We start from the raw sequence: 18,830 nt of genomic DNA on the forward strand, positions 1-18,830 counted from the left end.
GCGGTCCTGACGGTGTCAGGTCGAAATTGTAACAAAGGAAACGAACTGCACTAATTTTCACCGTTGCAGATGATTTTTGCGCCTTGTCGCTGCTGCGTGTGGTTGGTAAAGTAAGCGGATTTTGTTTCCGCCCCAGCTTTCAGGATTATCCCTTAGTATGTTGAAAAAATTTCGTGGCATGTTTTCCAATGACCTGTCCATTGACCTGGGTACCGCGAATACCCTGATTTACGTAAAAGGACAAGGCATCGTACTGAATGAGCCTTCCGTTGTCGCCATTCGCCAGGATCGTGCCGGTTCACCGAAAAGTGTGGCGGCCGTCGGTCATGAAGCTAAGCAGATGCTCGGCCGTACGCCGGGCAATATCGCCGCTATCCGTCCAATGAAAGACGGCGTCATCGCCGACTTCTTCGTGACTGAAAAAATGCTGCAGCACTTCATCAAACAGGTTCACAGCAACAGCTTTATGCGCCCGAGCCCGCGCGTTCTGGTGTGTGTGCCGGTTGGCGCAACTCAGGTTGAGCGTCGTGCAATTCGTGAATCCGCACAGGGCGCTGGCGCTCGTGAAGTGTTCCTGATTGAAGAGCCAATGGCGGCGGCAATCGGTGCAGGCCTGCCTGTTTCTGAAGCGACCGGTTCTATGGTTGTGGATATCGGTGGTGGTACTACCGAAGTTGCGGTTATCTCCCTGAACGGCGTGGTTTACTCCTCTTCCGTGCGTATTGGCGGCGACCGTTTCGACGAAGCTATCATTAACTACGTGCGCCGTAATTACGGTTCACTGATCGGTGAAGCAACCGCAGAACGCATCAAACACGAAATCGGCTCCGCTTATCCGGGCGATGAAGTACGTGAAATCGAAGTGCGCGGCCGTAACCTCGCAGAAGGTGTTCCACGTGGTTTCACCCTGAATTCCAACGAAATCCTCGAAGCGCTGCAGGAACCGCTGACTGGCATCGTGAGCGCGGTGATGGTTGCCCTGGAGCAGTGCCCGCCGGAGCTGGCATCCGATATTTCCGAGCGCGGTATGGTTCTGACCGGTGGTGGTGCGCTGCTGCGTAACCTCGACCGCCTGTTAATGGAAGAGACAGGAATTCCTGTCGTAGTTGCAGAAGATCCACTGACCTGTGTTGCTCGTGGCGGCGGCAAGGCGCTGGAAATGATCGACATGCACGGCGGCGACTTGTTCAGCGAAGAGTAATCAGCCAGAAGTCTGGGGTGGCAGCTTGCCACCCCTTGATTTCACTGACGCGAGAATACGCATAGCCTATGAAGCCCATTTTTAGCCGTGGCCCGTCGCTACAGATTCGCCTTATCCTGGCGGTGCTGGTGGCGCTTGGCGTCATTATTGCCGACAGCCGCCTCGGTACGTTCAGCCAGATTCGAACGTACATGGATACCGCCGTCAGCCCTTTCTATTTTGTTTCTAACGGTCCTCGTGAACTACTCGACAGTATTTCGCAAACCCTGGCTTCCCGCGATCAGCTTGAGCTGGAAAACCGTGCCCTGCGTCAGGAGCTGTTGTTAAAAAACAGCGACTTGCTGATGATGGGGCAATACAAGCAGGAAAACGCCCGTCTGCGCGAGCTGCTCGGTTCGCCGCTGCGTCAGGATGAGCAGAAGATGGTGACTCAGGTTATCTCCACGGTAAACGATCCTTACAGCGATCAGGTGGTTATCGACAAGGGTAGCGTTAACGGCGTTTATGAAGGCCAGCCGGTTATCAGCGACAAAGGCGTTGTCGGTCAGGTCGTTGCCGTGGCGAAACTGACCAGCCGCGTGCTGCTGATTTGCGATGCTACTCATGCGCTCCCCATTCAGGTATTGCGTAACGACATTCGCGTGATCGCCGCCGGTAATGGCTGTACGGACGACTTGCAGCTGGAGCATCTGCCTGCGAATACCGATATTCGCGTGGGTGATGTGCTGGTGACGTCCGGTTTGGGTGGCCGTTTCCCTGAAGGTTACCCGGTTGCCGTTGTCTCTTCCGTTAAGCTGGATACGCAGCGTGCGTATACGGTAATTCAGGCTCGTCCTACCGCCGGGCTTCAGCGTCTGCGCTATCTGCTGCTGTTATGGGGTGCCGATCGTAACGGCGCGAACCCGATGACGCCGGAAGAAGTGCATCGCGTTGCCAATGAACGTCTGATGCAGATGATGCCGCAGGTGTTGCCTGCCGCCGATTCTATGGGGCCACCGGCACCTGTGCCGCCTCCGGCTACCGGGATCGCTCAGCCTGCTCCGGCCGCGACGCCTCCAGCGCCAGCGTCGGGAGGACAGTAGTGGCAAGTTATCGAAGTCAGGGACGCTGGGTTATCTGGCTCTCGTTTCTGATAGCCCTTCTCTTACAGGTCATGCCCTGGCCGGATAATCTGTTGGTTTACCGGCCAAACTGGGTTCTGTTGATCCTGCTTTACTGGATCCTTGCTCTGCCGCATCGTGTGAATGTGGGCACAGGTTTCATTATGGGTGCCATACTGGATCTGATTAGCGGTTCCACGCTCGGCGTTCGCGCGCTGTCTCTCAGTATTATCGCTTACCTGGTGGCGCTGAAATATCAGCTGTTCCGCAATCTGGCGCTCTGGCAACAGGCGCTGGTGGTGATGCTGCTGTCGCTGGCGGTGGATATCGTTGTTTTCTGGGCGGAGTTTTTAGTGATCAACGTCTCTTTCCGACCGGAAGTGTTCTGGAGTAGCGTGGTTAACGGTGTACTCTGGCCCTGGCTGTTCCTGCTGATGCGCAAAGTGCGCCAGCAATTCGCTGTACAATAAAGGTTTCTATGACAATGCTTTATCTTGCTTCCGGCTCCCCGCGTCGTCAGGAGTTGTTAACTCAGTTAGGTGTCAGCTTTGACCGGCTGGTGCCGGGCATTGAGGAGCAGCGTCAGCCGCATGAAGGCGCGCAGCAGTACGTGGCGCGCCTGGCGCGGGAAAAAGCTCAGGCAGGCGTTTTGCTTGCTGCACAGGACTTACCGGTGCTCGGTGCCGATACCATCGTGGTGCTGAACGGTGAAGTGCTGGAGAAACCTCGCGATGCGGAACATGCGGCAGCGATGCTGCGACAGCTCTCAGGGCAAACGCATCAGGTGATGACCGCGGTCGCATTGGCCGATCGCCATCAGACGATCGACTGTCTGGTGACCACCGAAGTGACGTTCAGAATGTTATCAGACGACGATATCCAGGGGTATGTCGCCAGCGGCGAGCCCATGGATAAAGCAGGTGCATACGGTATTCAGGGGCTGGGTGGCTGTTTTGTCAGGAAGATTCATGGCAGCTATCACGCCGTAGTCGGCTTACCGCTGGTGGAAACGTATGAGTTGCTGAGCAATTTTAACTCACTGCGTGAGAAAAGGGATAAACATGACGGCTGAATTATTAGTGAACGTAACGCCTTCCGAAACCCGGGTGGCGTACATTGATGGCGGCATTCTTCAGGAAATTCATATAGAGCGTGAAGCGCGACGCGGAATCGTAGGCAATATCTACAAAGGTCGTGTCAGTCGTGTACTCCCCGGGATGCAGGCGGCATTTGTAGATATTGGCCTGGATAAAGCCGCGTTTCTTCATGCTTCAGACATCATGCCCCACACCGAATGCGTGGCCGGCGAAGAGCAGAAGCAGTTCACCGTCCGTGACATCTCTGAGCTGGTGCGTCAGGGCCAGGATCTGATGGTGCAGGTGGTGAAAGACCCGCTTGGCACCAAAGGCGCGCGCCTGACCACAGACATCACCCTGCCTTCACGCTATCTCGTGTTTATGCCCGGCGCTTCCCATGTGGGTGTTTCTCAGCGTATCGAAAGCGAAGCCGAACGCGAGCGCCTGAAAAACGTGGTGACCGAATACTGCGATGAGCAGGGCGGCTTTATCATCCGTACCGCCGCTGAAGGCGTTTGTGAAGAAGATTTAGCGTCAGATGCGGCCTACCTGAAGCGCGTCTGGACCAAAGTCATGGAGCGTAAGAAACGCCCACAGACTCGCTATCAGATGTACGGCGAACTCGCGCTGGCACAGCGCGTACTGCGTGACTTTGCCGATGCGCATCTCGATAAAATTCGCGTCGACTCCCGTCTCACCTTCGAAGCGCTGGTGGAGTTTACCGCCGAGTATATGCCGGAGATGACCAGCAAGCTCGAGCACTACAGCGGCCGCCAGCCCATTTTCGATCTTTTTGACGTCGAAAATGAAATCCAGCGCGCCCTGGAGCGTAAGGTCGAGCTGAAATCCGGCGGCTATCTGGTTATCGATCAGACCGAAGCGATGACCACCGTTGATATCAACACCGGCGCTTTTGTTGGCCACCGCAACCTCGACGACACCATTTTCAACACCAACATCGAAGCGACTCAGGCGATTGCGCGCCAGCTGCGCCTGCGTAATCTCGGCGGCATTATTATTATCGATTTCATCGACATGAGTAATGAAGACCATCGCCGTCGCGTGCTGCACTCCCTGGAGCAGGCATTGAGCAAAGATCGGGTGAAAACCAGCATCAACGGCTTCTCGCAGCTGGGCCTGGTGGAAATGACCCGCAAGCGCACGCGAGAAAGCGTCGAGCACGTACTCTGCCACGAATGCCCTACCTGCCACGGCCGCGGCACGGTGAAAACGGTCGAAACGGTGTGCTATGAAATCATGCGAGAAATTGTACGCGTGCATCACGCATATGACTCCGACCGTTTCCTGGTCTATGCTTCAGCCGCCGTCGCCGAAACGCTGAAAGGGGAAGAGTCCCACGCGCTGGCCGAGGTCGAAATCTTTGTCGGCAAACAGGTCAAAGTCCAGATTGAACCGCTCTACAATCAGGAGCAATTCGACGTGGTAATGATGTAGTTTTGCTGGCTGCAACAAGGAGAGATGCGTGAGGCGTTTGCCTGGAATCCTGCTGATCACGGTGGCAACAGTTGTTGTTATCCTCGCGCTACTGGTCAGTGGCCTGCGTCTCGTTTTGCCGCATCTGGACAAATGGCGCCCGCAGCTGCTGGAAAAAATCGCCGAGTCGACGGGGCATCCTGTTGACGCGTCACAGATCAAAGCCAGCTGGGAAAACTTCGGCCCGACGCTTGAGGTTCGCGACATTAACGCCGGGCTGAATCATGATGGGCATCTCTCCGTGAAACGAGTGACGCTCGCCCTCGACGTCTGGCAAAGTCTTCTCCATTTCCGCTGGCAGTTTCGCGAGCTGACCTTCTGGCAGCTGCAAATTCGCACCAACGTTCCTCTGCAGCGAAATGACAACAGCGATCCGCTGAAAACCGATCGTATTGGCGATCTGTTCCTGCGTCAGTTCGATCAGTTCACGCTTCGCGACAGTCATCTCAGCTTCCTGACGCTCTCCGGCCAGCGCGCCGAACTCGCTATTCCGCAGTTGACCTGGCTGAACGGTAAAAATCGCCATCGTGCGGAAGGGGAACTTAGCCTCTCCAGCCTCACCGGGCAGCACGGCGTCATGAAAGTGCGCATGGATCTGCGCGACGAGAACGGTTTACTCAATGAAGGCCGGCTCTGGGTGCAGGCGGATGACATCGACGTCAAGCCGTGGCTTGGACGCTGGATGGAAGATAATATCGCGCTGACGTCTGCCCGTTTCAGCCTTGAAGGCTGGATAGATCTCGATAAAGGCGACGTCGCCAGCGGTGATGTCTGGCTGAAAAAAGGCGGTGCCAGCTGGAAAGGCGACACGCAAACTCACGATCTGTCTGTAGATAATCTGACGGCGCATATCTCGCGTGCCAATGAGGGCTGGGCGTTCCATATTCCGGATACTCGCATTGCCATTGACGGTAAGCGCTGGCCGCAGGGCGCGCTGGCGTTGGCCTGGATCCCAGGTCAGGACGTTGGCGGTAAAGATAACGTGCGCAGCGATGAGCTACGGGTCCGTGCCAGCAACCTTGAACTCAGTGGGCTTTCCGGCCTGTTGCCGATCGCGGAGAAGCTCTCGCCGTCCCTCGGCGAAATCTGGGAAACGACCCAGCCTGCCGGTCAAATTGACGCGCTGGCGCTGGATATCCCTTTGCAGGCTACCGAGAAAACCCGTTTTCAGGCGGCCTGGAGCAACCTTGCCTGGAAACAGTGGAAGTTATTACCCGGTGCTGAACATTTTTCTGGCCAGGCAGAAGGGAGCGTTGAAAATGGCGCGCTGAACGTCAGCATGGAAAACGCCAAAATGCCTTATGAGACGGTGTTCCGTGCGCCGCTTGAGATAGCGAAAGGCACGGCAAATCTCTCATGGGTGAAAAACGAAAAAGGATTCATGCTGGACGGCCGCGATATCGACGTACAGGCCACCGGCGTGCATGCCAACGGCGGCTTCCGCTGGCTGCAGCCTGAGGGCGACGTTCCCTGGCTTGGCATTCTGGCGGGTATCAGCACCGACGATGGTGGCCAGGCCTGGCGCTACTTCCCGGAAAATCTGATGGGCAAAGAGCTGGTTGACTATCTCAGCTCTGCTATCAAAGGCGGCCAGGCGGATAACGCTACGCTGGTGTACGGCGGTAACCCGCATCTTTTCCCGTATAAGCACAACGAAGGGCAGTTTCAGGTCTGGGTACCGCTGCACAACGCCACCTTTGCCTTCCAGCCGGACTGGCCTGCGCTCACCAACCTCAATATCGATCTCAACTTCCTGAATGACGGGCTGTTTATGCAGGCCGATAAGGTCGCGCTGGGCGGTGTGACGGCGCACAACCTCAATGCTGCGATCCCGGACTACTCGAAAGAGAAGCTGATTATTGATTCGCAGATTGCCGGGCCGGGCAAGGCCGTCGGGCCGTACTTTGACGAATCGCCGTTGAAAGATTCGCTGGGAGCGACGCTTGAAGAGCTACAGCTCGATGGCGATGTGAATGCTCGCTTACATCTCGACATTCCGCTCAACGGCAAGCAGGTACTGGCGAAGGGCGACGTGCGCCTGAATAACAACAGCCTGTTTATCAAGCCGCTCGACAGCACCCTGAAGAATCTGAGCGGCGGCTTTAGCTTTGAGAATGGCGGCCTGAAAAGCGGGCCGCTGACCGCGAACTGGTTTAATCAGCCGCTGAACGTCAACTTCTCCACCACCGAAGGGCCAAAAGCCTATCAGGTAGCGGTGAACATGGACGCGAACTGGCAGCCAACCCGTACGGGAATGCTGCCGAAACAGCTCAACGATGCCATCAGCGGCAGCGTGCCGTGGCAGGGTAAAGTCGGCATTGAGCTGCCCTACAAAGGTGGGACTAGCTACAAGGTCGATATCACGGGTGATCTGAAGAATGTAAGCAGTCGCTTACCTGCACCGGCCGATAAAAAACCGGGCGAGCCGCTTCCGGTGAAGCTAACGGCGGCAGGCGACCTGAATCATTTCGATCTGACGGGCAACGTGGGTGCGAAAGATCACCTTAACAGCCGCTGGTTGCTGAACAAAAAGCTGACGCTCGATCGAGCCATTTGGGCCTCTGACAGCCGCAGCGTGCCGCCTTTGCCGGATGCGTCGGGGGTGGAACTCAACTTACCGCCAATGGACGGTGCGCAATGGCTGGCCCTGTTCCGCCAGGGTGCCGTTGACAGCGTGGGTGGAGCCGCAGCCTTCCCGGAACGCATAACGCTGCGCACGCCGGCGTTAACCATGGCAGGCCAGCGCTGGAACAATCTCAGTATTATTTCGCAGCCTACTCTGAACGGCACCAGCGTGGAAGCGCAGGGGCGTGAAATAAACGCGACGCTTGCGCTGCGCGATAATGCGCCGTGGCTGGCGAATATTCGCTATCTCTATTACAACCCGTCCTCAACGACAACCACCGGTGAAGCCGTTGGCAGCAACCTCTATACAAAAGATCGGGTCGATTTCCAGAACTGGCCGGACGTGCAGCTGCGCTGCGCCGAATGCTGGCTTTGGGGGCAAAAATACGGACGCATTGACGGTGATTTTGCCGTGAAGGGCAACACGCTGTCGCTCTCCAACGGCCTGCTGGACACCGGCTTTGGCCGCCTGACGATGGACGGTGAGTGGGTAAATGCCCCGGGTCGCGAACGCACGTCGCTGAAAGGCAAACTGCGCGGCAGCAAAGTAGACGCCGCGCTCGGCTATTTTGGTATTGCCACGCCGGTTCGCGACTCCTCGTTCGACATAGATTACGATCTTCACTGGCGAGACGAACCATGGACGCCGGATGTGGCCTCGCTGAACGGCATTCTGAAAGCACGTCTGGGCAAGGGAGAATTTACCGACCTCAGCACCGGTCATGCGGGCCAGCTATTGCGCCTGCTGAGCGTGGATTCGCTGCTGCGTAAGCTGCGCTTTGACTTCAGCGACACCTTCAGCGAAGGCTTCTGGTTCGACTCTATTCGCAGCACCTCGTGGATCAAAGATGGTACGCTGCACACCGATGACACGCTGGTGGATGGCCTGGAAGCCGATATCGCGATGAAAGGTTCCGTTAACCTGGTGCGACGTGAGCTGGATATGGAAGCGGTAGTGGCACCGGAGATTTCTGCCACCGTCGGCGTTGCAACGGCATTTGCCGTTAACCCAATCATTGGGGCCGCCGTGTTTGCGGCCAGCAAGGTGCTGGGGCCGCTGTGGAGCAAAGTGTCGATTCTGCGTTACCGCATCACCGGGCCAATCGATCAACCTCAAATCAATGAAGTGCTGCGCCAGGCGCGCGGCGATAAAAAGCAATGATTTGACGGACGTTACAATTTACCTCACTCTCAATAGAGAAAACTGATTTTCCGCGAACTTCGCGGCCACCAACGAGTAGCAAAACGATGAGTCTGAACCTGGTAAGTGAACATCTGCTGTCGGCAAACGGCCTGAATCATCAGGATCTGTTTGCCATACTTGGCCAACTTGCCGAGCGCCGCCTCGACTACGGCGACCTCTATTTCCAGTCGAGCTATCACGAATCCTGGGTGTTAGAAGACAGCATCATCAAAGACGGTTCGTACAATATCGATCAGGGCGTCGGCGTGCGTGCCGTCAGCGGTGAAAAGACCGGCTTTGCCTATGCCGATCAGATTAGCCTGCTGGCGCTGGAGCAAAGCGCACAGGCTGCCCGCACCATCGTGCGTGAAAGCGGCGATGGCAAAGTGCATACGCTTGGCGAAAAAGCCCATTCCCCGCTCTACACCAGCCTTGACCCGCTGCAGAGCATGAGCCGTGAAGAGAAGCTCGATATTCTTCGCCGCGTAGATAAAGCTGCGCGCGCCGCCGACAAGCGCGTGCAGGAAGTGTCCGCCAGCCTGACGGGCGTGTATGAGCTGATTCTGGTCGCGGCGACGGACGGCACATTAGCGGCGGACGTTCGCCCGCTGGTGCGTCTTTCCGTCAGCGTGCTGGTGGAGGACGATGGCAAACGCGAACGCGGATCCAGCGGCGGCGGCGGTCGTTTCGGCTATGACTACTTCCTTGAGAACGTAGACGGCGAAGTGCGTGCCGACGCCTGGGCGAAAGAAGCGGTGCGCATGGCAATGGTTAACCTCAACGCCGTGGCGGCCCCGGCTGGCACAATGCCAGTGGTATTAGGTGCGGGCTGGCCTGGCGTACTGCTCCACGAAGCGGTAGGTCACGGTCTGGAAGGCGACTTCAACCGCCGCGGCACGTCGGTATTCAGCGGCCAGATGGGGCAGCTTGTCGCCTCTGAACTGTGTACCGTTGTGGATGATGGCACCATGGTCGATCGCCGCGGTTCCGTCTCTATCGACGACGAAGGCACACCGGGCCAGTACAACGTGCTGATCGAAAATGGCGTGCTGAAGGGCTACATGCAGGACAAACTCAACGCGCGCCTGATGGGCGTGAAGCCAACGGGCAACGGCCGTCGCGAATCTTACGCGCATCTGCCTATGCCGCGCATGACCAACACTTATATGCTCGACGGAAAATCCACGCCGCAGGAAATCATCGAGTCAGTTGACTACGGTATTTACGCGCCAAACTTTGGCGGCGGCCAGGTGGATATCACCTCCGGTAAATTTGTCTTCTCAACTTCAGAGGCTTATCTGATTGAGAAAGGCAAAGTCACCAAAGCGGTGAAAGGCGCCACGCTGATTGGCTCAGGTATTGAAGCTATGCAGCAGATCTCGATGGTCGGTAACGATCTGAAGCTGGATAACGGCGTCGGCGTGTGCGGTAAGGAAGGTCAAAGCCTGCCGGTTGGCGTTGGCCAGCCGACGCTGAAGGTCGACAATCTGACCGTGGGTGGCACCGCATAACATCCCGTGCCCGGCGGCGCTATGTTTGCCGGGCCAACAACTCCCTGCAGGCCCGCGCAAACGAAGTGCCGCCGGGCATTTTTGACGGAGACCGTAAATGAAGGTCGCTCGCCATCAGCAGATCCTCACGCTTCTTTCGCAAACCCTCAGCCTCACTACGGACGAACTGTCTGATGCACTCCGCGTCAGCAAAGAAACGGTGCGTCGCGATCTCAGCGAGCTCCAGCAGCAGGGCAAAATTCAGCGCAGCCACGGGCGTGCCCGGGCCATTCATCGCCATGCGCAGGGCAACGAAGCCCCTTTCCATACGCGGCTGAAAAGCCATTATGCTCACAAGTCAGATATTGCCCGCCATGCGCTGGCCTGGATTGAGGGCGGGATGACGATCGCGCTGGATGCCAGTTCCACCTGCTGGTTTTTGGCCCGCCAGCTGCCCGACATGCCGCTGACGGTGTTCACCAACAGCCATCCGGTATGCATGGAGCTCGGCAAGCGCGAGTACGTTCGGCTTATCAGCTCCGGCGGTGAGCTGCAGCGTCAGTTCGGCTATTACATCAATCCGTCGCTGGTCTCTCAGCTCAAAACGCTGGAAATCGATCTGTTTATCTTTTCCTGCGAAGGCGTCGATCGCCATGGCGTGATGTGGGATCCGGGCGGACATAACGCGAGTTACAAGTCGCTGTTACTGAAGCGGGCGTCGCAGTCATTACTGTTGATGGATAAGAGCAAGTTTAACCGTTCGAGTGAAGTGCGCATCGGGCCGCTCAGTGACGTCACCCATTTGATATCCGATGCGCAACCCGAACAGATGCCTTAGTTTTTCGCACGTCCGTTAATGCCCTGGAACTGCCTTGAAACATCAACGAAATAGTCGGTCAGATAGTTGATACACACCTGCACCTTAAGCGGCAGTTTGTCTTTTTCGGTATATACCGCATACACCGGGCGCGGATCGGACTGGTAGCGCGGCAGCAGGATCTCCAGCTCGCCCTGGTTGATCTCGTTGATCACCCACATCAGTGGCACAAAGGCGATCCCGGCTCCGGCTGTGAGCCAGCGGTTGAGCGTCATCGGATCGTTGGTGACGAATCGCCCTTGTGGAATGAGCTTTGTTGACAGCCCTTCCGGGGCGATCAGCTCAAATTCATTGTGGGGGCGGATGCTGTACTCCAGCCACGAATGGCTCGCCAGATCGGCGGGTTTTTCCGGTGTGCCTGCCTGCTGCAGGTAGCTTTTGGCGGCACAAAGCACCATCGGCATTGAACCCAGACGGCGTGAGAACAGCCCGGAATCCTGCAGTGCGCCAACGCGGATCACCAAATCCAGACCATCGGCAATGAGGTCGGGGGCCGGGATACCCGTAACCAAATTAACCGACAAATCCGGGTACTCTTTAAGCATTCTGGAGGTGATCCCGGCGAGGACATTTTGTGCCATAGTTGAAGAACAGCCTACCCGCAGCGTACCGATGGGCGTGTTGTTAAAGGCATAAAGCTGCTCGTGAACGTCCTGGGCTTCAAACAGCATTCGCCGACAGCCCTGATAGTAAATTTTGCCAGCTTCCGTCAGGCCAATGCTGCGGGTGCTGCGGTTCAGCAGCTTAACCTGCAGTTCGTCTTCCAGCTTTGAGACGGTCTGGCTGATCGATGAGACGCTCATTTCGAGCTGTCTTGCCGCTGCCGTAAAGGAACCCAGCTCCACGACTTTGGCGAACACCGACATGCGTTTTAATCGTTCCATTGTTCACTCTGAGTTAAAGGTGATTTAGATCACATAATATAGATCACGCGATAACAGTTACGTTAATATACTGTTAGCTGAATAATTAAAGCATCGCTGCTCTCACCTGCATTCTCTTATTCAAGGTCAACATGAGTCTGTTTCCCGTCATCGTGATTTTCGGTCTTTCATTCCCGCCGATCTTCGTCGAGCTACTATTGTCGCTGGCCATTTTCTGGCTGCTGCGCCGGGTGCTGGTCCCTACCGGGATCTATGACTTCGTCTGGCATCCCGCGCTGTTTAACACGGCGCTTTATTGCTGTTTGTTCTATCTGATATCGCGCTTGTTCGTTTGAGGTCGTTGTGAAAACACTAACAAGAAAAATATCCCGAACCGCCATTACCCTCATTCTGGTCGTGCTGGCCTTTATCGCTATCTTCCGCGCGTGGGTGTATTACACCGAATCACCGTGGACGCGAGATGCTCGTTTCAGCGCCGACGTCGTGGCAATTGCACCCGATGTGGCCGGGCTTATCACCGATGTGAAGGTCAAGGATAACCAACTGGTCAGCAAAAACCAGGTGTTGTTCACCATCGACCAGCCGCGTTATCAGAAAGCCCTCGAAGAAGCCGATGCTGACGTTGCCTATTATCAGGCGCTGGCCTCTGAGAAACGCCGTGAAGCAGGGCGACGTAATCAACTGGGCGTTCAGGCGATGTCCCGCGAAGAGATTGACCAGGCCAACAACCTTTTACAGACCGTCGAGCATCAGCTAGCCAAGGCGCAAGCGACACGCGACCTGGCGCGCCTTGATCTCGATCGTACCGTCATTCGCGCTCCGGCGGACGGCTGGGTGACAAACCTCAACGTCTACAGCGGGGAATTTATCACTCGTGGGTCGACAGCCGTCGCGCTGGTGAAAAAAGAGAGTTTCTATGTGGTGGCCTACATGGAAGAAACCAAGCTCGAAGGCGTACGCCCGGGCTACCGTGCGGAAATCACCCCGCTTGGCAGCACCAAAGTGATCAAAGGCACCGTCGACAGCGTCGCCGCAGGGGTCACCAACGCCAGCAGCAGCAGCGATGCTAAAGGCATGGCGACCATTGATTCCAACCTGGAATGGGTTCGCCTGGCGCAGCGTGTGCCTGTCCGCATTCGCCTCGACCAGCAGCAGGGCAATTTGTGGCCTGCGGGCACGACGGCAACGGTGATCATCACGGGTGCGAAAGACAGGGACACGCAGAAGGCCTCCTTCTTCCAGAAGCTGGGTATGCGCCTGCGTGAGTTCGGTTAATCGCGATGGGTATTTTCTCTATCGCCGATCGGCATCTGCGTTTTGCCATCAAGCTGGTCTGCGCGATTGTGCTGGCGCTGTTTGTCGGCTTTCACTTCCAGCTTGAGACCCCGCGCTGGGCGGTGCTGACCGCCGCCATCGTTGCTGCGGGCCCGGCGTTTGCTGCCGGTGGTGAGCCATACTCCGGCGCTATTCGCTATCGCGGCATGCTGCGTATTTGCGGGACGTTCATCGGCTGTATCGCGGCGCTGGCAATCATCATCGGCATGATCCGCGCGCCGCTTCTGATGGTGCTGGTCTGCTGCCTGTGGGCCGGTTTTTGTACCTGGGTCTCCTCGCTGGTTAAGGTTGAAAACTCCTACGCCTGGGGCCTGGCGGGCTACACGGCGCTGATCATCGTGATCACCATTCAGAACGAACCGCTGCTGTCGCCGCAGTTTGCGGTGGAGCGCTGCAGCGAAATTGTGATTGGTATCGTCAGCGCGATTGTTGCCGATTTGCTCTTCTCCCCACGTTCCATCAAGCAGGAAATTGACCGGGAACTCGACGCGCTGCTGGTTGCTCAATATGAGCTGATGCAGCTCTGTATTCGCCATGGCGACAGCGAAGTGGTGGACAACGCCTGGAGCGCGCTGGTTCGCCGCACGCAGGCGCTGGAAGGGATGCGCAGCAATCTGAATATGGAATCGTCGCGCTGGGCTCGTGCGAATCGCCGCCTGAAGGCGCTGAATACGCTCTCCTTAACGCTTATCACCCAGGCTTGTGAAACCTACCTGATTCAGAATACCCGCCCGGACCTCATTACCACCGAATGGCGTGAGATGTTCGACGAGCCTGTCGAAACCGTGCAGGACGTTCATAAGCAGCTCAAACGCATGCGCCGAATTCTGGCGTGGACCGGCCAGCACGACACACCGATTACGCTGTACAGCTGGGTCGGCGCGGCGACCCGTTATCAGCTGCTCAAACGCGGCGTGGTGGGGAACGCGAAAGCCAGCGCCCGCGAAGAGGAGATTTTGCAGGGTGAAGTGGTGGTGAAGGTGGAATCTGCCGAACGCCATCATGCGATGATTAACTTCTGGCGCACCACTTTGTCCTGCGCGCTGGGTACGCTGTTCTGGTTATGGACGGGCTGGACGTCCGGCAGCGGTGCGATGGTGATGATCGCTGTCGTGACGTCGCTGGCGATGCGTTTGCCCAATCCGAAAATGGCGGCCATCGACTTTTTATACGGCACCATTGCTGCGCTGCCGCTCGGGGCGTTTTATTTCCTGGTGGTGCTGCCCTCCACGCAGCAAAGCATGCTGTTGCTGTGTATCAGCCTTGCGATAATGGCGTTCTTTATCGGCATTGAAGTGCAGAAACGGCGGCTGGGATCGCTGGGTACGCTGGCGTCCACGATTAACATTCTGGTGCTGGATAACCCGATGACGTTCCACTTCAGCCAGTTTCTCGACAGCGCGCTTGGCCAACTGGTGGGCTGTTTCCTCGCGCTGATGGTCATTCTGCTGGTGCGCGATAACTCGCAGGCCCGCACCGGACGCGTTTTGTTGAACCAGTTCGTGTCGGCGGCGGTCTCTTCGCTGACGACCAACACCGCCCGGCGTAACGAAAACCATCTGCCCGCACTCTATCAGCAGCTGTTTTTGCTGCTGAATAAATTCCCCGGCGATATTGCCAAGTTCCGCCTGGCGCTGACGCTGATTATTGCGCACCAGCGTCTGCGGGATGCGCCCGTCCCGGTGAACGACGACCTCTCGGCTTTCCACCGCCAGATGCGACGCACGGCAGACAAGCTGATCTCCGCCAGCAGCGATGACAAGCGCCGTCGCTACTTTGGACGCCTGCTGGAAGAGCTGGGTGTCTATCAGGAAAAACTGGCGATCTGGCAGGCACCCGCACAGGTGACCGAGCCGGTGAAAAGGCTGACGGACATGCTGAGGAAATATCAGCATGCGCTGACGGTGAACTGACCTCTAAAACCGACGCCAAAAGCGTCGGTTTTTTTATGGCTATACTTAACTGTTATCACAGGACAATACTGTCGGAGGAAACATGACAATGCAGGCGCTCCAGGATAACGAACTCTTTCAGACCGGCTTTCTGGTCAATGGCGAATGGAAAACGCTCGATACTACGTTCGATGTGGTAAACCCGGCGACAGGCGAGACGATTGCCAAAGTGGCGAAAGCCGGGAAACACGAAACCGAAGCGGCTATTGCTGCCGCAAGCAAAGCCTTCCCGCTCTGGCGAGCAAAAACCGCGAAAGAGCGCTCCGAAATTCTCTTCCGCTGGTATCAACTCATCATTGAGAACAAAGCCTGGCTTGGCAGGCTGATGACCACCGAGCAGGGCAAGCCGCTGAAAGAGGCTGAGGGCGAAGTGGAGTATGCAGCCAGTTTCATTCAGTGGTTTGCCGAACAGGGCAAGCGCGCTAATGGTGAAATCATCCCACCCGCTAAGCCCGGCTCGCGTATTCTAGCAACCCGTGAACCCGTCGGCGTTGTCGCCGCCATCACGCCGTGGAATTTCCCGATGGCGATGCTGACGCGCAAGCTTGGCCCGGCGCTGGCGGCAGGCTGTACTGGCATCATTAAACCTGCAAATAACACCCCGCTGAGCGCCTTTGCGCTGCTGCATCTGGCGAAGAAAGCGGGCGTGCCGGATGGCGTACTGAACGCTGTGGCAGGGAATACCCAGGAAATCAGTGATGCAATTATGGCGAGCCATGAAGTGCGCAAAATATCCTTCACCGGTTCGACCGCAGTCGGTAAAACGCTGGTCCGTAATGCTGCGGAAACGATGAAAAAAGTGTCAATGGAGCTGGGCGGGAACGCGCCTTATATCGTGTTTGAGGATGCGGATATCGATGCGGCTGTCAAAGGCGCGATCGCCAATAAGTTCCGCAACGCCGGACAGGTGTGCGTCAGCGTAAACCGCTTCTATATTCATGAGAAGGTTTATGACGACTTTACCCAAAAGCTGACGGAGGCGGTTAACGCGCTGAAAGTCGGGAACGGGATGGAAGAGGGCGTGGTTGTCGGACCGCTGATTGAACCTGCTGCGGTGAAGAAGGTGCGTGAACACGTTGAAGATGCGGTAGCAAAAGGGGCGAAAGTGCTGACAGGCGGTAAACCGCACGCGCTCGGTGGCAACTTCTGGCTGCCGACGGTGCTCGGCGAATGCCGCGACGAGATGCAGCTTGCGCAGGAGGAAACCTTCGGCCCGGTGGCTGCCTGTTTCCGCTTCAGCAATGAGGACGAAGTGGTTCAGCGTGCCAACAACACGCCGTTTGGGCTGGCCGCCTATTTCTATACCCAAAACCTGCAGCGGGTCTTCCGGGTTTCACAAGCGCTTGAGAGCGGCATGATTGGGATTAACGAATGTGCCGTGTCGACAGAGCTCGGGCCGTTCGGTGGCGTAAAAGAGTCCGGTCTGGGAAGGGAAGGGTCGGTGCTGGGGCTGGAGGAGTTTCTGGAAGTGAAAACCCTGCACATTGGGGGATTGTAAGCTGCATGTCGGGCGGTTATGCCGCCCGCTCTGGCAAAAGGCGGAGTACAAATGAAAACCTATACCTTTGATTTTGATGAAATAGGTACTCAAAACGATTTCTATCGTGAGTTTACCCGCACTTTTGCGCTCAGCGGTACGCCCATTCGCGATCTCGATTCGCTCTGGGATGTGGTAACCGCAAGCCAGCTGCCGCTGCCCCTGGAGATTGAGTTTGTACATCTGGAAGAGAAACAGCGTCGTCGCTACGGGGCGCTCATTTTGCTGTTTGATGAAGCGGAAGAAGAGCTGGAAGGGATGCTGCGTTTCAATATTCGTCAGGCATAAAAAAGCCCCCGACAGGCGGGGGCAAGTCGTCAGATAAGACGACGAGGGTTTATTTATAGAGCTCTGCCGTGGCGTGCCAGGTGTCGCCGCTGCGAGCTTCAATAATACGGTAAGAAGAAGCACCTTCTTTTTCGGCTTTTGCGGCCAGTTCGTGACGCATATCCATTGGTGCGCTACCGACCTGAGAAACAGACACGGTACCCATGGATTGTAAGCCCTGTGCCTGTTCTGCGTTCACCTGATGAACAGCTGCACCTGCGCTGAAGGACAGAACGGATGCCAGACCCAGTGTTGCGATAATCATTGCGCTTTTCATAATTTTTACCTCAATTCGTTTACTGTGCGGCGAGAAGGTTTGAACTGCTTTTTTTATGCCTGGTGCCGCAGGATTAAATGCATTTTACTTCTGACTAAAATTCAAACTTATTTGTACAGCTCAGCCGTTGCGTGCCAGTGGTCACCGGTACGTGCTTCGATCACGCGATAGGATGAAGCGCCTTGTTCCTGGGCTTTCTGGTTCAGCATTTCGTGCATGTCCATTGGCGAAGAACTTACCGCGCCGACAGAAACGGTACCGATGGCTTCACGATTAGCGGCTTGATCCGCGTTGATAGAGTCCGCAGCGAAAGCGCCAAAAGAGAGAACAGAGAGAATGGTCAATGTGCTTACAGTGGTTTTGATTTTCATAATTTTTACCTCGTCGAATTTTTTATCAGGGTCTTTGTTTCGTGACCCTCATCACAAAATCAAGTATACACTAATCACCCAAAAAATTAATACCAGGCTAATGGTTTCTCTCGTAATTAAGTGTCAAGAAGCGTCGTTTTTATAACGGAAAAGCATTAAAAACGTCAGTTGGCGGCGGGTTTTGCGATTTATTTCTAATTAAATCATATAGATATATGAATTTGATGATTTGTGCGATTTTGCTAACAGCATTGACTGGATGATGACATTAAGGCAGTGAAACGCACTTAATGTTAAAGTAAAGGGAGGGTTATGTAGCGCTTCGGTTGTTATCCGGAAGATAAGACGCTCTCCGACAGGGCGCCGGAGAGATGCAGAATTACAGCTCTTGTTCGAACAGCACCAGAATGGCTTCGTACAGATCTTTCACGGTAAACCCGCGAGCAGGGGTGGTGAAAATGGTGTCATCCCCGGCGATGCTGCCAAGAATGCCCTCCGCTTTCCCCAGAGAATCCAGCAGGCGAGCGATAAGCTGTGCAGCACCAGGGCTGGTATGGATAACCACCACCGCGTCGTTATAGTCGATATCCAGTACCAGATTCTTTAATGGACTGGAGGTGGTTGGTACGCCGAGTTCCGCAGGAAGGCAGTACACCATCTCCATTTTGGCGTTACGCGTACGCACTGCGCCAAACTTCGTCAGCATCCGGGAGACTTTGGACTGATTGATGTTTTCGAAGCCCTCCTCCTGTAATGCCTGGACGATCTCTCCCTGAGAACTGAACTTTTCTTCTTTTAACAGCGCTTTAAACGCTTTGACCAATTCTTCTTGCTTAGCCGAGCTTCGCATAAGTCACCCGTATCATGGCGGTAAAAACAACATTATTATGCATATGGATGAATTTTTATGCAAATTATCTGCCGTGAATTAGGCTGAAATAATGTTATGAAAGGGAAGGATTTTATCAAAAATTGTTATCAGGGAACATGCTTTCGTCACGAGTCGAAAATAACGGCAAAAGTAAATCAAATGTTATGAAAATGGTGTTGTTTTGCCCATCTGGCTGGGTGTATTGTAGCCAACAGTCGACCGGTTACGCC

At 55.7% G+C, this 18,830-nt stretch carries 17 protein-coding genes; 13 read left to right on the forward strand and 4 right to left on the reverse strand.

Features of this window, described 5'->3' with window-relative positions; all coding sequences use genetic code 11:
• The first annotated feature begins 157 nt into the window (after positions 1-157).
• The 8 genes from mreB (at position 158) to fucR (ending at position 11,007) form a co-directional block, all read left to right on the forward strand.
• Positions 158-1,201, forward strand: a complete 1,044-nt coding sequence (mreB, locus tag AB1287_RS10840; RefSeq protein ID WP_006818047.1) for a rod shape-determining protein MreB — start codon at positions 158-160, stop codon at positions 1,199-1,201.
• Positions 1,202-1,269: 68 nt separating this feature from the next.
• Positions 1,270-2,283 carry a rod shape-determining protein MreC gene (gene mreC, locus AB1287_RS10845; protein ID WP_312625323.1) on the forward strand — a complete coding sequence of 338 codons (1,014 nt, stop codon included), beginning with the start codon at positions 1,270-1,272 and terminating at the stop codon, positions 2,281-2,283.
• Positions 2,283-2,771, forward strand: coding sequence for a rod shape-determining protein MreD (mreD, locus tag AB1287_RS10850; RefSeq protein ID WP_312625324.1), 489 nt, complete (start codon positions 2,283-2,285; stop codon positions 2,769-2,771). Before mreC ends, mreD begins: the two co-directional genes overlap by 1 nt.
• A gap of 8 nt (positions 2,772-2,779) precedes the next feature.
• Positions 2,780-3,373: a Maf family protein gene (locus tag AB1287_RS10855; RefSeq protein WP_312625326.1), complete on the forward strand. Its 594-nt coding sequence runs from the start codon at positions 2,780-2,782 to the stop codon at positions 3,371-3,373.
• A complete protein-coding gene (gene rng / locus AB1287_RS10860; protein ID WP_435617773.1) occupies positions 3,363-4,832 on the forward strand; it encodes a ribonuclease G in 1,470 nt (489 codons plus the stop codon). Before AB1287_RS10855 ends, rng begins: the two co-directional genes overlap by 11 nt.
• Positions 4,833-4,860: 28 nt before the next feature.
• Entirely contained in the window at positions 4,861-8,658 is a 3,798-nt protein-coding gene (gene yhdP / locus AB1287_RS10865; RefSeq protein ID WP_435617774.1) for an AsmA2 domain-containing protein YhdP, read from the forward strand.
• 86 nt (positions 8,659-8,744) lie between these two features.
• A complete protein-coding gene (gene tldD, locus AB1287_RS10870) occupies positions 8,745-10,190 on the forward strand; it encodes a metalloprotease TldD (RefSeq protein WP_312625330.1) in 1,446 nt (481 codons plus the stop codon).
• Between the two features lie 97 nt (positions 10,191-10,287).
• Positions 10,288-11,007, forward strand: coding sequence for an L-fucose operon activator (gene fucR, locus AB1287_RS10875; protein ID WP_312625332.1), 720 nt, complete (start codon positions 10,288-10,290; stop codon positions 11,005-11,007).
• On the opposite strand, the gene aaeR is transcribed toward fucR, so the two are convergent.
• Entirely contained in the window at positions 11,004-11,930 is a 927-nt protein-coding gene (gene aaeR / locus AB1287_RS10880) for an HTH-type transcriptional activator AaeR (protein WP_312625334.1), read from the reverse strand. The genes fucR and aaeR overlap by 4 nt on opposite strands.
• 131 nt (positions 11,931-12,061) lie before the next feature.
• Here aaeR and aaeX point away from each other — a divergent pair, with 131 nt between their 5' ends.
• The 5 genes from aaeX to AB1287_RS10905 all read left to right on the forward strand — a co-directional run bounded on the left by aaeX (position 12,062) and on the right by AB1287_RS10905 (position 17,042).
• Positions 12,062-12,265, forward strand: a complete 204-nt coding sequence (gene aaeX, locus AB1287_RS10885) for a p-hydroxybenzoic acid efflux pump operon protein AaeX (RefSeq protein WP_097164153.1) — start codon at positions 12,062-12,064, stop codon at positions 12,263-12,265.
• A 7-nt stretch (positions 12,266-12,272) separates the two neighbouring features.
• Positions 12,273-13,205 carry a p-hydroxybenzoic acid efflux pump subunit AaeA gene (gene aaeA / locus AB1287_RS10890; RefSeq protein WP_312625343.1) on the forward strand — a complete coding sequence of 311 codons (933 nt, stop codon included), beginning with the start codon at positions 12,273-12,275 and terminating at the stop codon, positions 13,203-13,205.
• A 5-nt stretch (positions 13,206-13,210) separates the two neighbouring features.
• On the forward strand, positions 13,211-15,178 hold the full coding sequence (gene aaeB / locus AB1287_RS10895; protein ID WP_312625344.1) for a p-hydroxybenzoic acid efflux pump subunit AaeB: 1,968 nt from the start codon (positions 13,211-13,213) through the stop codon (positions 15,176-15,178).
• Positions 15,179-15,260: 82 nt separating this feature from the next.
• Positions 15,261-16,715: an NAD-dependent succinate-semialdehyde dehydrogenase gene (locus AB1287_RS10900; RefSeq protein WP_435617775.1), complete on the forward strand. Its 1,455-nt coding sequence runs from the start codon at positions 15,261-15,263 to the stop codon at positions 16,713-16,715.
• Between the two features lie 51 nt (positions 16,716-16,766).
• The gene (locus tag AB1287_RS10905; protein ID WP_435617776.1) at positions 16,767-17,042 is read left to right on the forward strand and encodes a barstar family protein; all 276 of its coding nucleotides are present in this window, start codon (positions 16,767-16,769) and stop codon (positions 17,040-17,042) included.
• 49 nt (positions 17,043-17,091) lie between these two features.
• On the opposite strand, the gene yhcN-B is transcribed toward AB1287_RS10905, so the two are convergent.
• From yhcN-B to argR, 3 genes are all read right to left on the reverse strand, one after another.
• Positions 17,092-17,358 (reverse strand): DUF1471 family stress response protein YhcN-B, encoded by a 267-nt coding sequence (yhcN-B, locus tag AB1287_RS10910; RefSeq protein ID WP_435617777.1) that lies wholly within the window; start codon positions 17,356-17,358, stop codon positions 17,092-17,094.
• Between the two features lie 107 nt (positions 17,359-17,465).
• Positions 17,466-17,729, reverse strand: coding sequence for a peroxide/acid stress response protein YhcN (gene yhcN / locus AB1287_RS10915; RefSeq protein WP_435617778.1), 264 nt, complete (start codon positions 17,727-17,729; stop codon positions 17,466-17,468).
• A 379-nt stretch (positions 17,730-18,108) separates the two neighbouring features.
• Positions 18,109-18,579 carry a transcriptional regulator ArgR gene (gene argR / locus AB1287_RS10920; RefSeq protein WP_312625351.1) on the reverse strand — a complete coding sequence of 157 codons (471 nt, stop codon included), beginning with the start codon at positions 18,577-18,579 and terminating at the stop codon, positions 18,109-18,111.
• Positions 18,580-18,830 lie beyond the last annotated feature (251 nt).

Source organism: Scandinavium sp. UTDF21-P1B (assembly GCF_040750395.1).
Classification (GTDB): Bacteria; Pseudomonadota; Gammaproteobacteria; order Enterobacterales; family Enterobacteriaceae; genus Scandinavium.

What these genes read in the sequence shown, in the direction of transcription:
- fucR (WP_312625332.1), top strand. Translation starts at nt 10,288, where the DNA reads ATGAAGGTCGCTCGCCATCAGCAGATCCTCACGCTTCTTTCGCAAACC.
- aaeX (WP_097164153.1), top strand. Translation starts at nt 12,062, where the DNA reads ATGAGTCTGTTTCCCGTCATCGTGATTTTCGGTCTTTCATTCCCGCCG.
- AB1287_RS10905 (WP_435617776.1), top strand. Translation starts at nt 16,767, where the DNA reads ATGAAAACCTATACCTTTGATTTTGATGAAATAGGTACTCAAAACGAT.
- aaeB (WP_312625344.1), top strand. Translation starts at nt 13,211, where the DNA reads ATGGGTATTTTCTCTATCGCCGATCGGCATCTGCGTTTTGCCATCAAG.
- argR (WP_312625351.1), bottom strand. Translation starts at nt 18,579, where the DNA reads ATGCGAAGCTCGGCTAAGCAAGAAGAATTGGTCAAAGCGTTTAAAGCG.
- tldD (WP_312625330.1), top strand. Translation starts at nt 8,745, where the DNA reads ATGAGTCTGAACCTGGTAAGTGAACATCTGCTGTCGGCAAACGGCCTG.
- mreC (WP_312625323.1), top strand. Translation starts at nt 1,270, where the DNA reads ATGAAGCCCATTTTTAGCCGTGGCCCGTCGCTACAGATTCGCCTTATC.
- rng (WP_435617773.1), top strand. Translation starts at nt 3,363, where the DNA reads ATGACGGCTGAATTATTAGTGAACGTAACGCCTTCCGAAACCCGGGTG.
- AB1287_RS10855 (WP_312625326.1), top strand. Translation starts at nt 2,780, where the DNA reads ATGACAATGCTTTATCTTGCTTCCGGCTCCCCGCGTCGTCAGGAGTTG.
- AB1287_RS10900 (WP_435617775.1), top strand. Translation starts at nt 15,261, where the DNA reads ATGACAATGCAGGCGCTCCAGGATAACGAACTCTTTCAGACCGGCTTT.
- mreB (WP_006818047.1), top strand. Translation starts at nt 158, where the DNA reads ATGTTGAAAAAATTTCGTGGCATGTTTTCCAATGACCTGTCCATTGAC.
- yhcN (WP_435617778.1), bottom strand. Translation starts at nt 17,729, where the DNA reads ATGAAAATCAAAACCACTGTAAGCACATTGACCATTCTCTCTGTTCTC.
- yhcN-B (WP_435617777.1), bottom strand. Translation starts at nt 17,358, where the DNA reads ATGAAAAGCGCAATGATTATCGCAACACTGGGTCTGGCATCCGTTCTG.
- aaeR (WP_312625334.1), bottom strand. Translation starts at nt 11,930, where the DNA reads ATGGAACGATTAAAACGCATGTCGGTGTTCGCCAAAGTCGTGGAGCTG.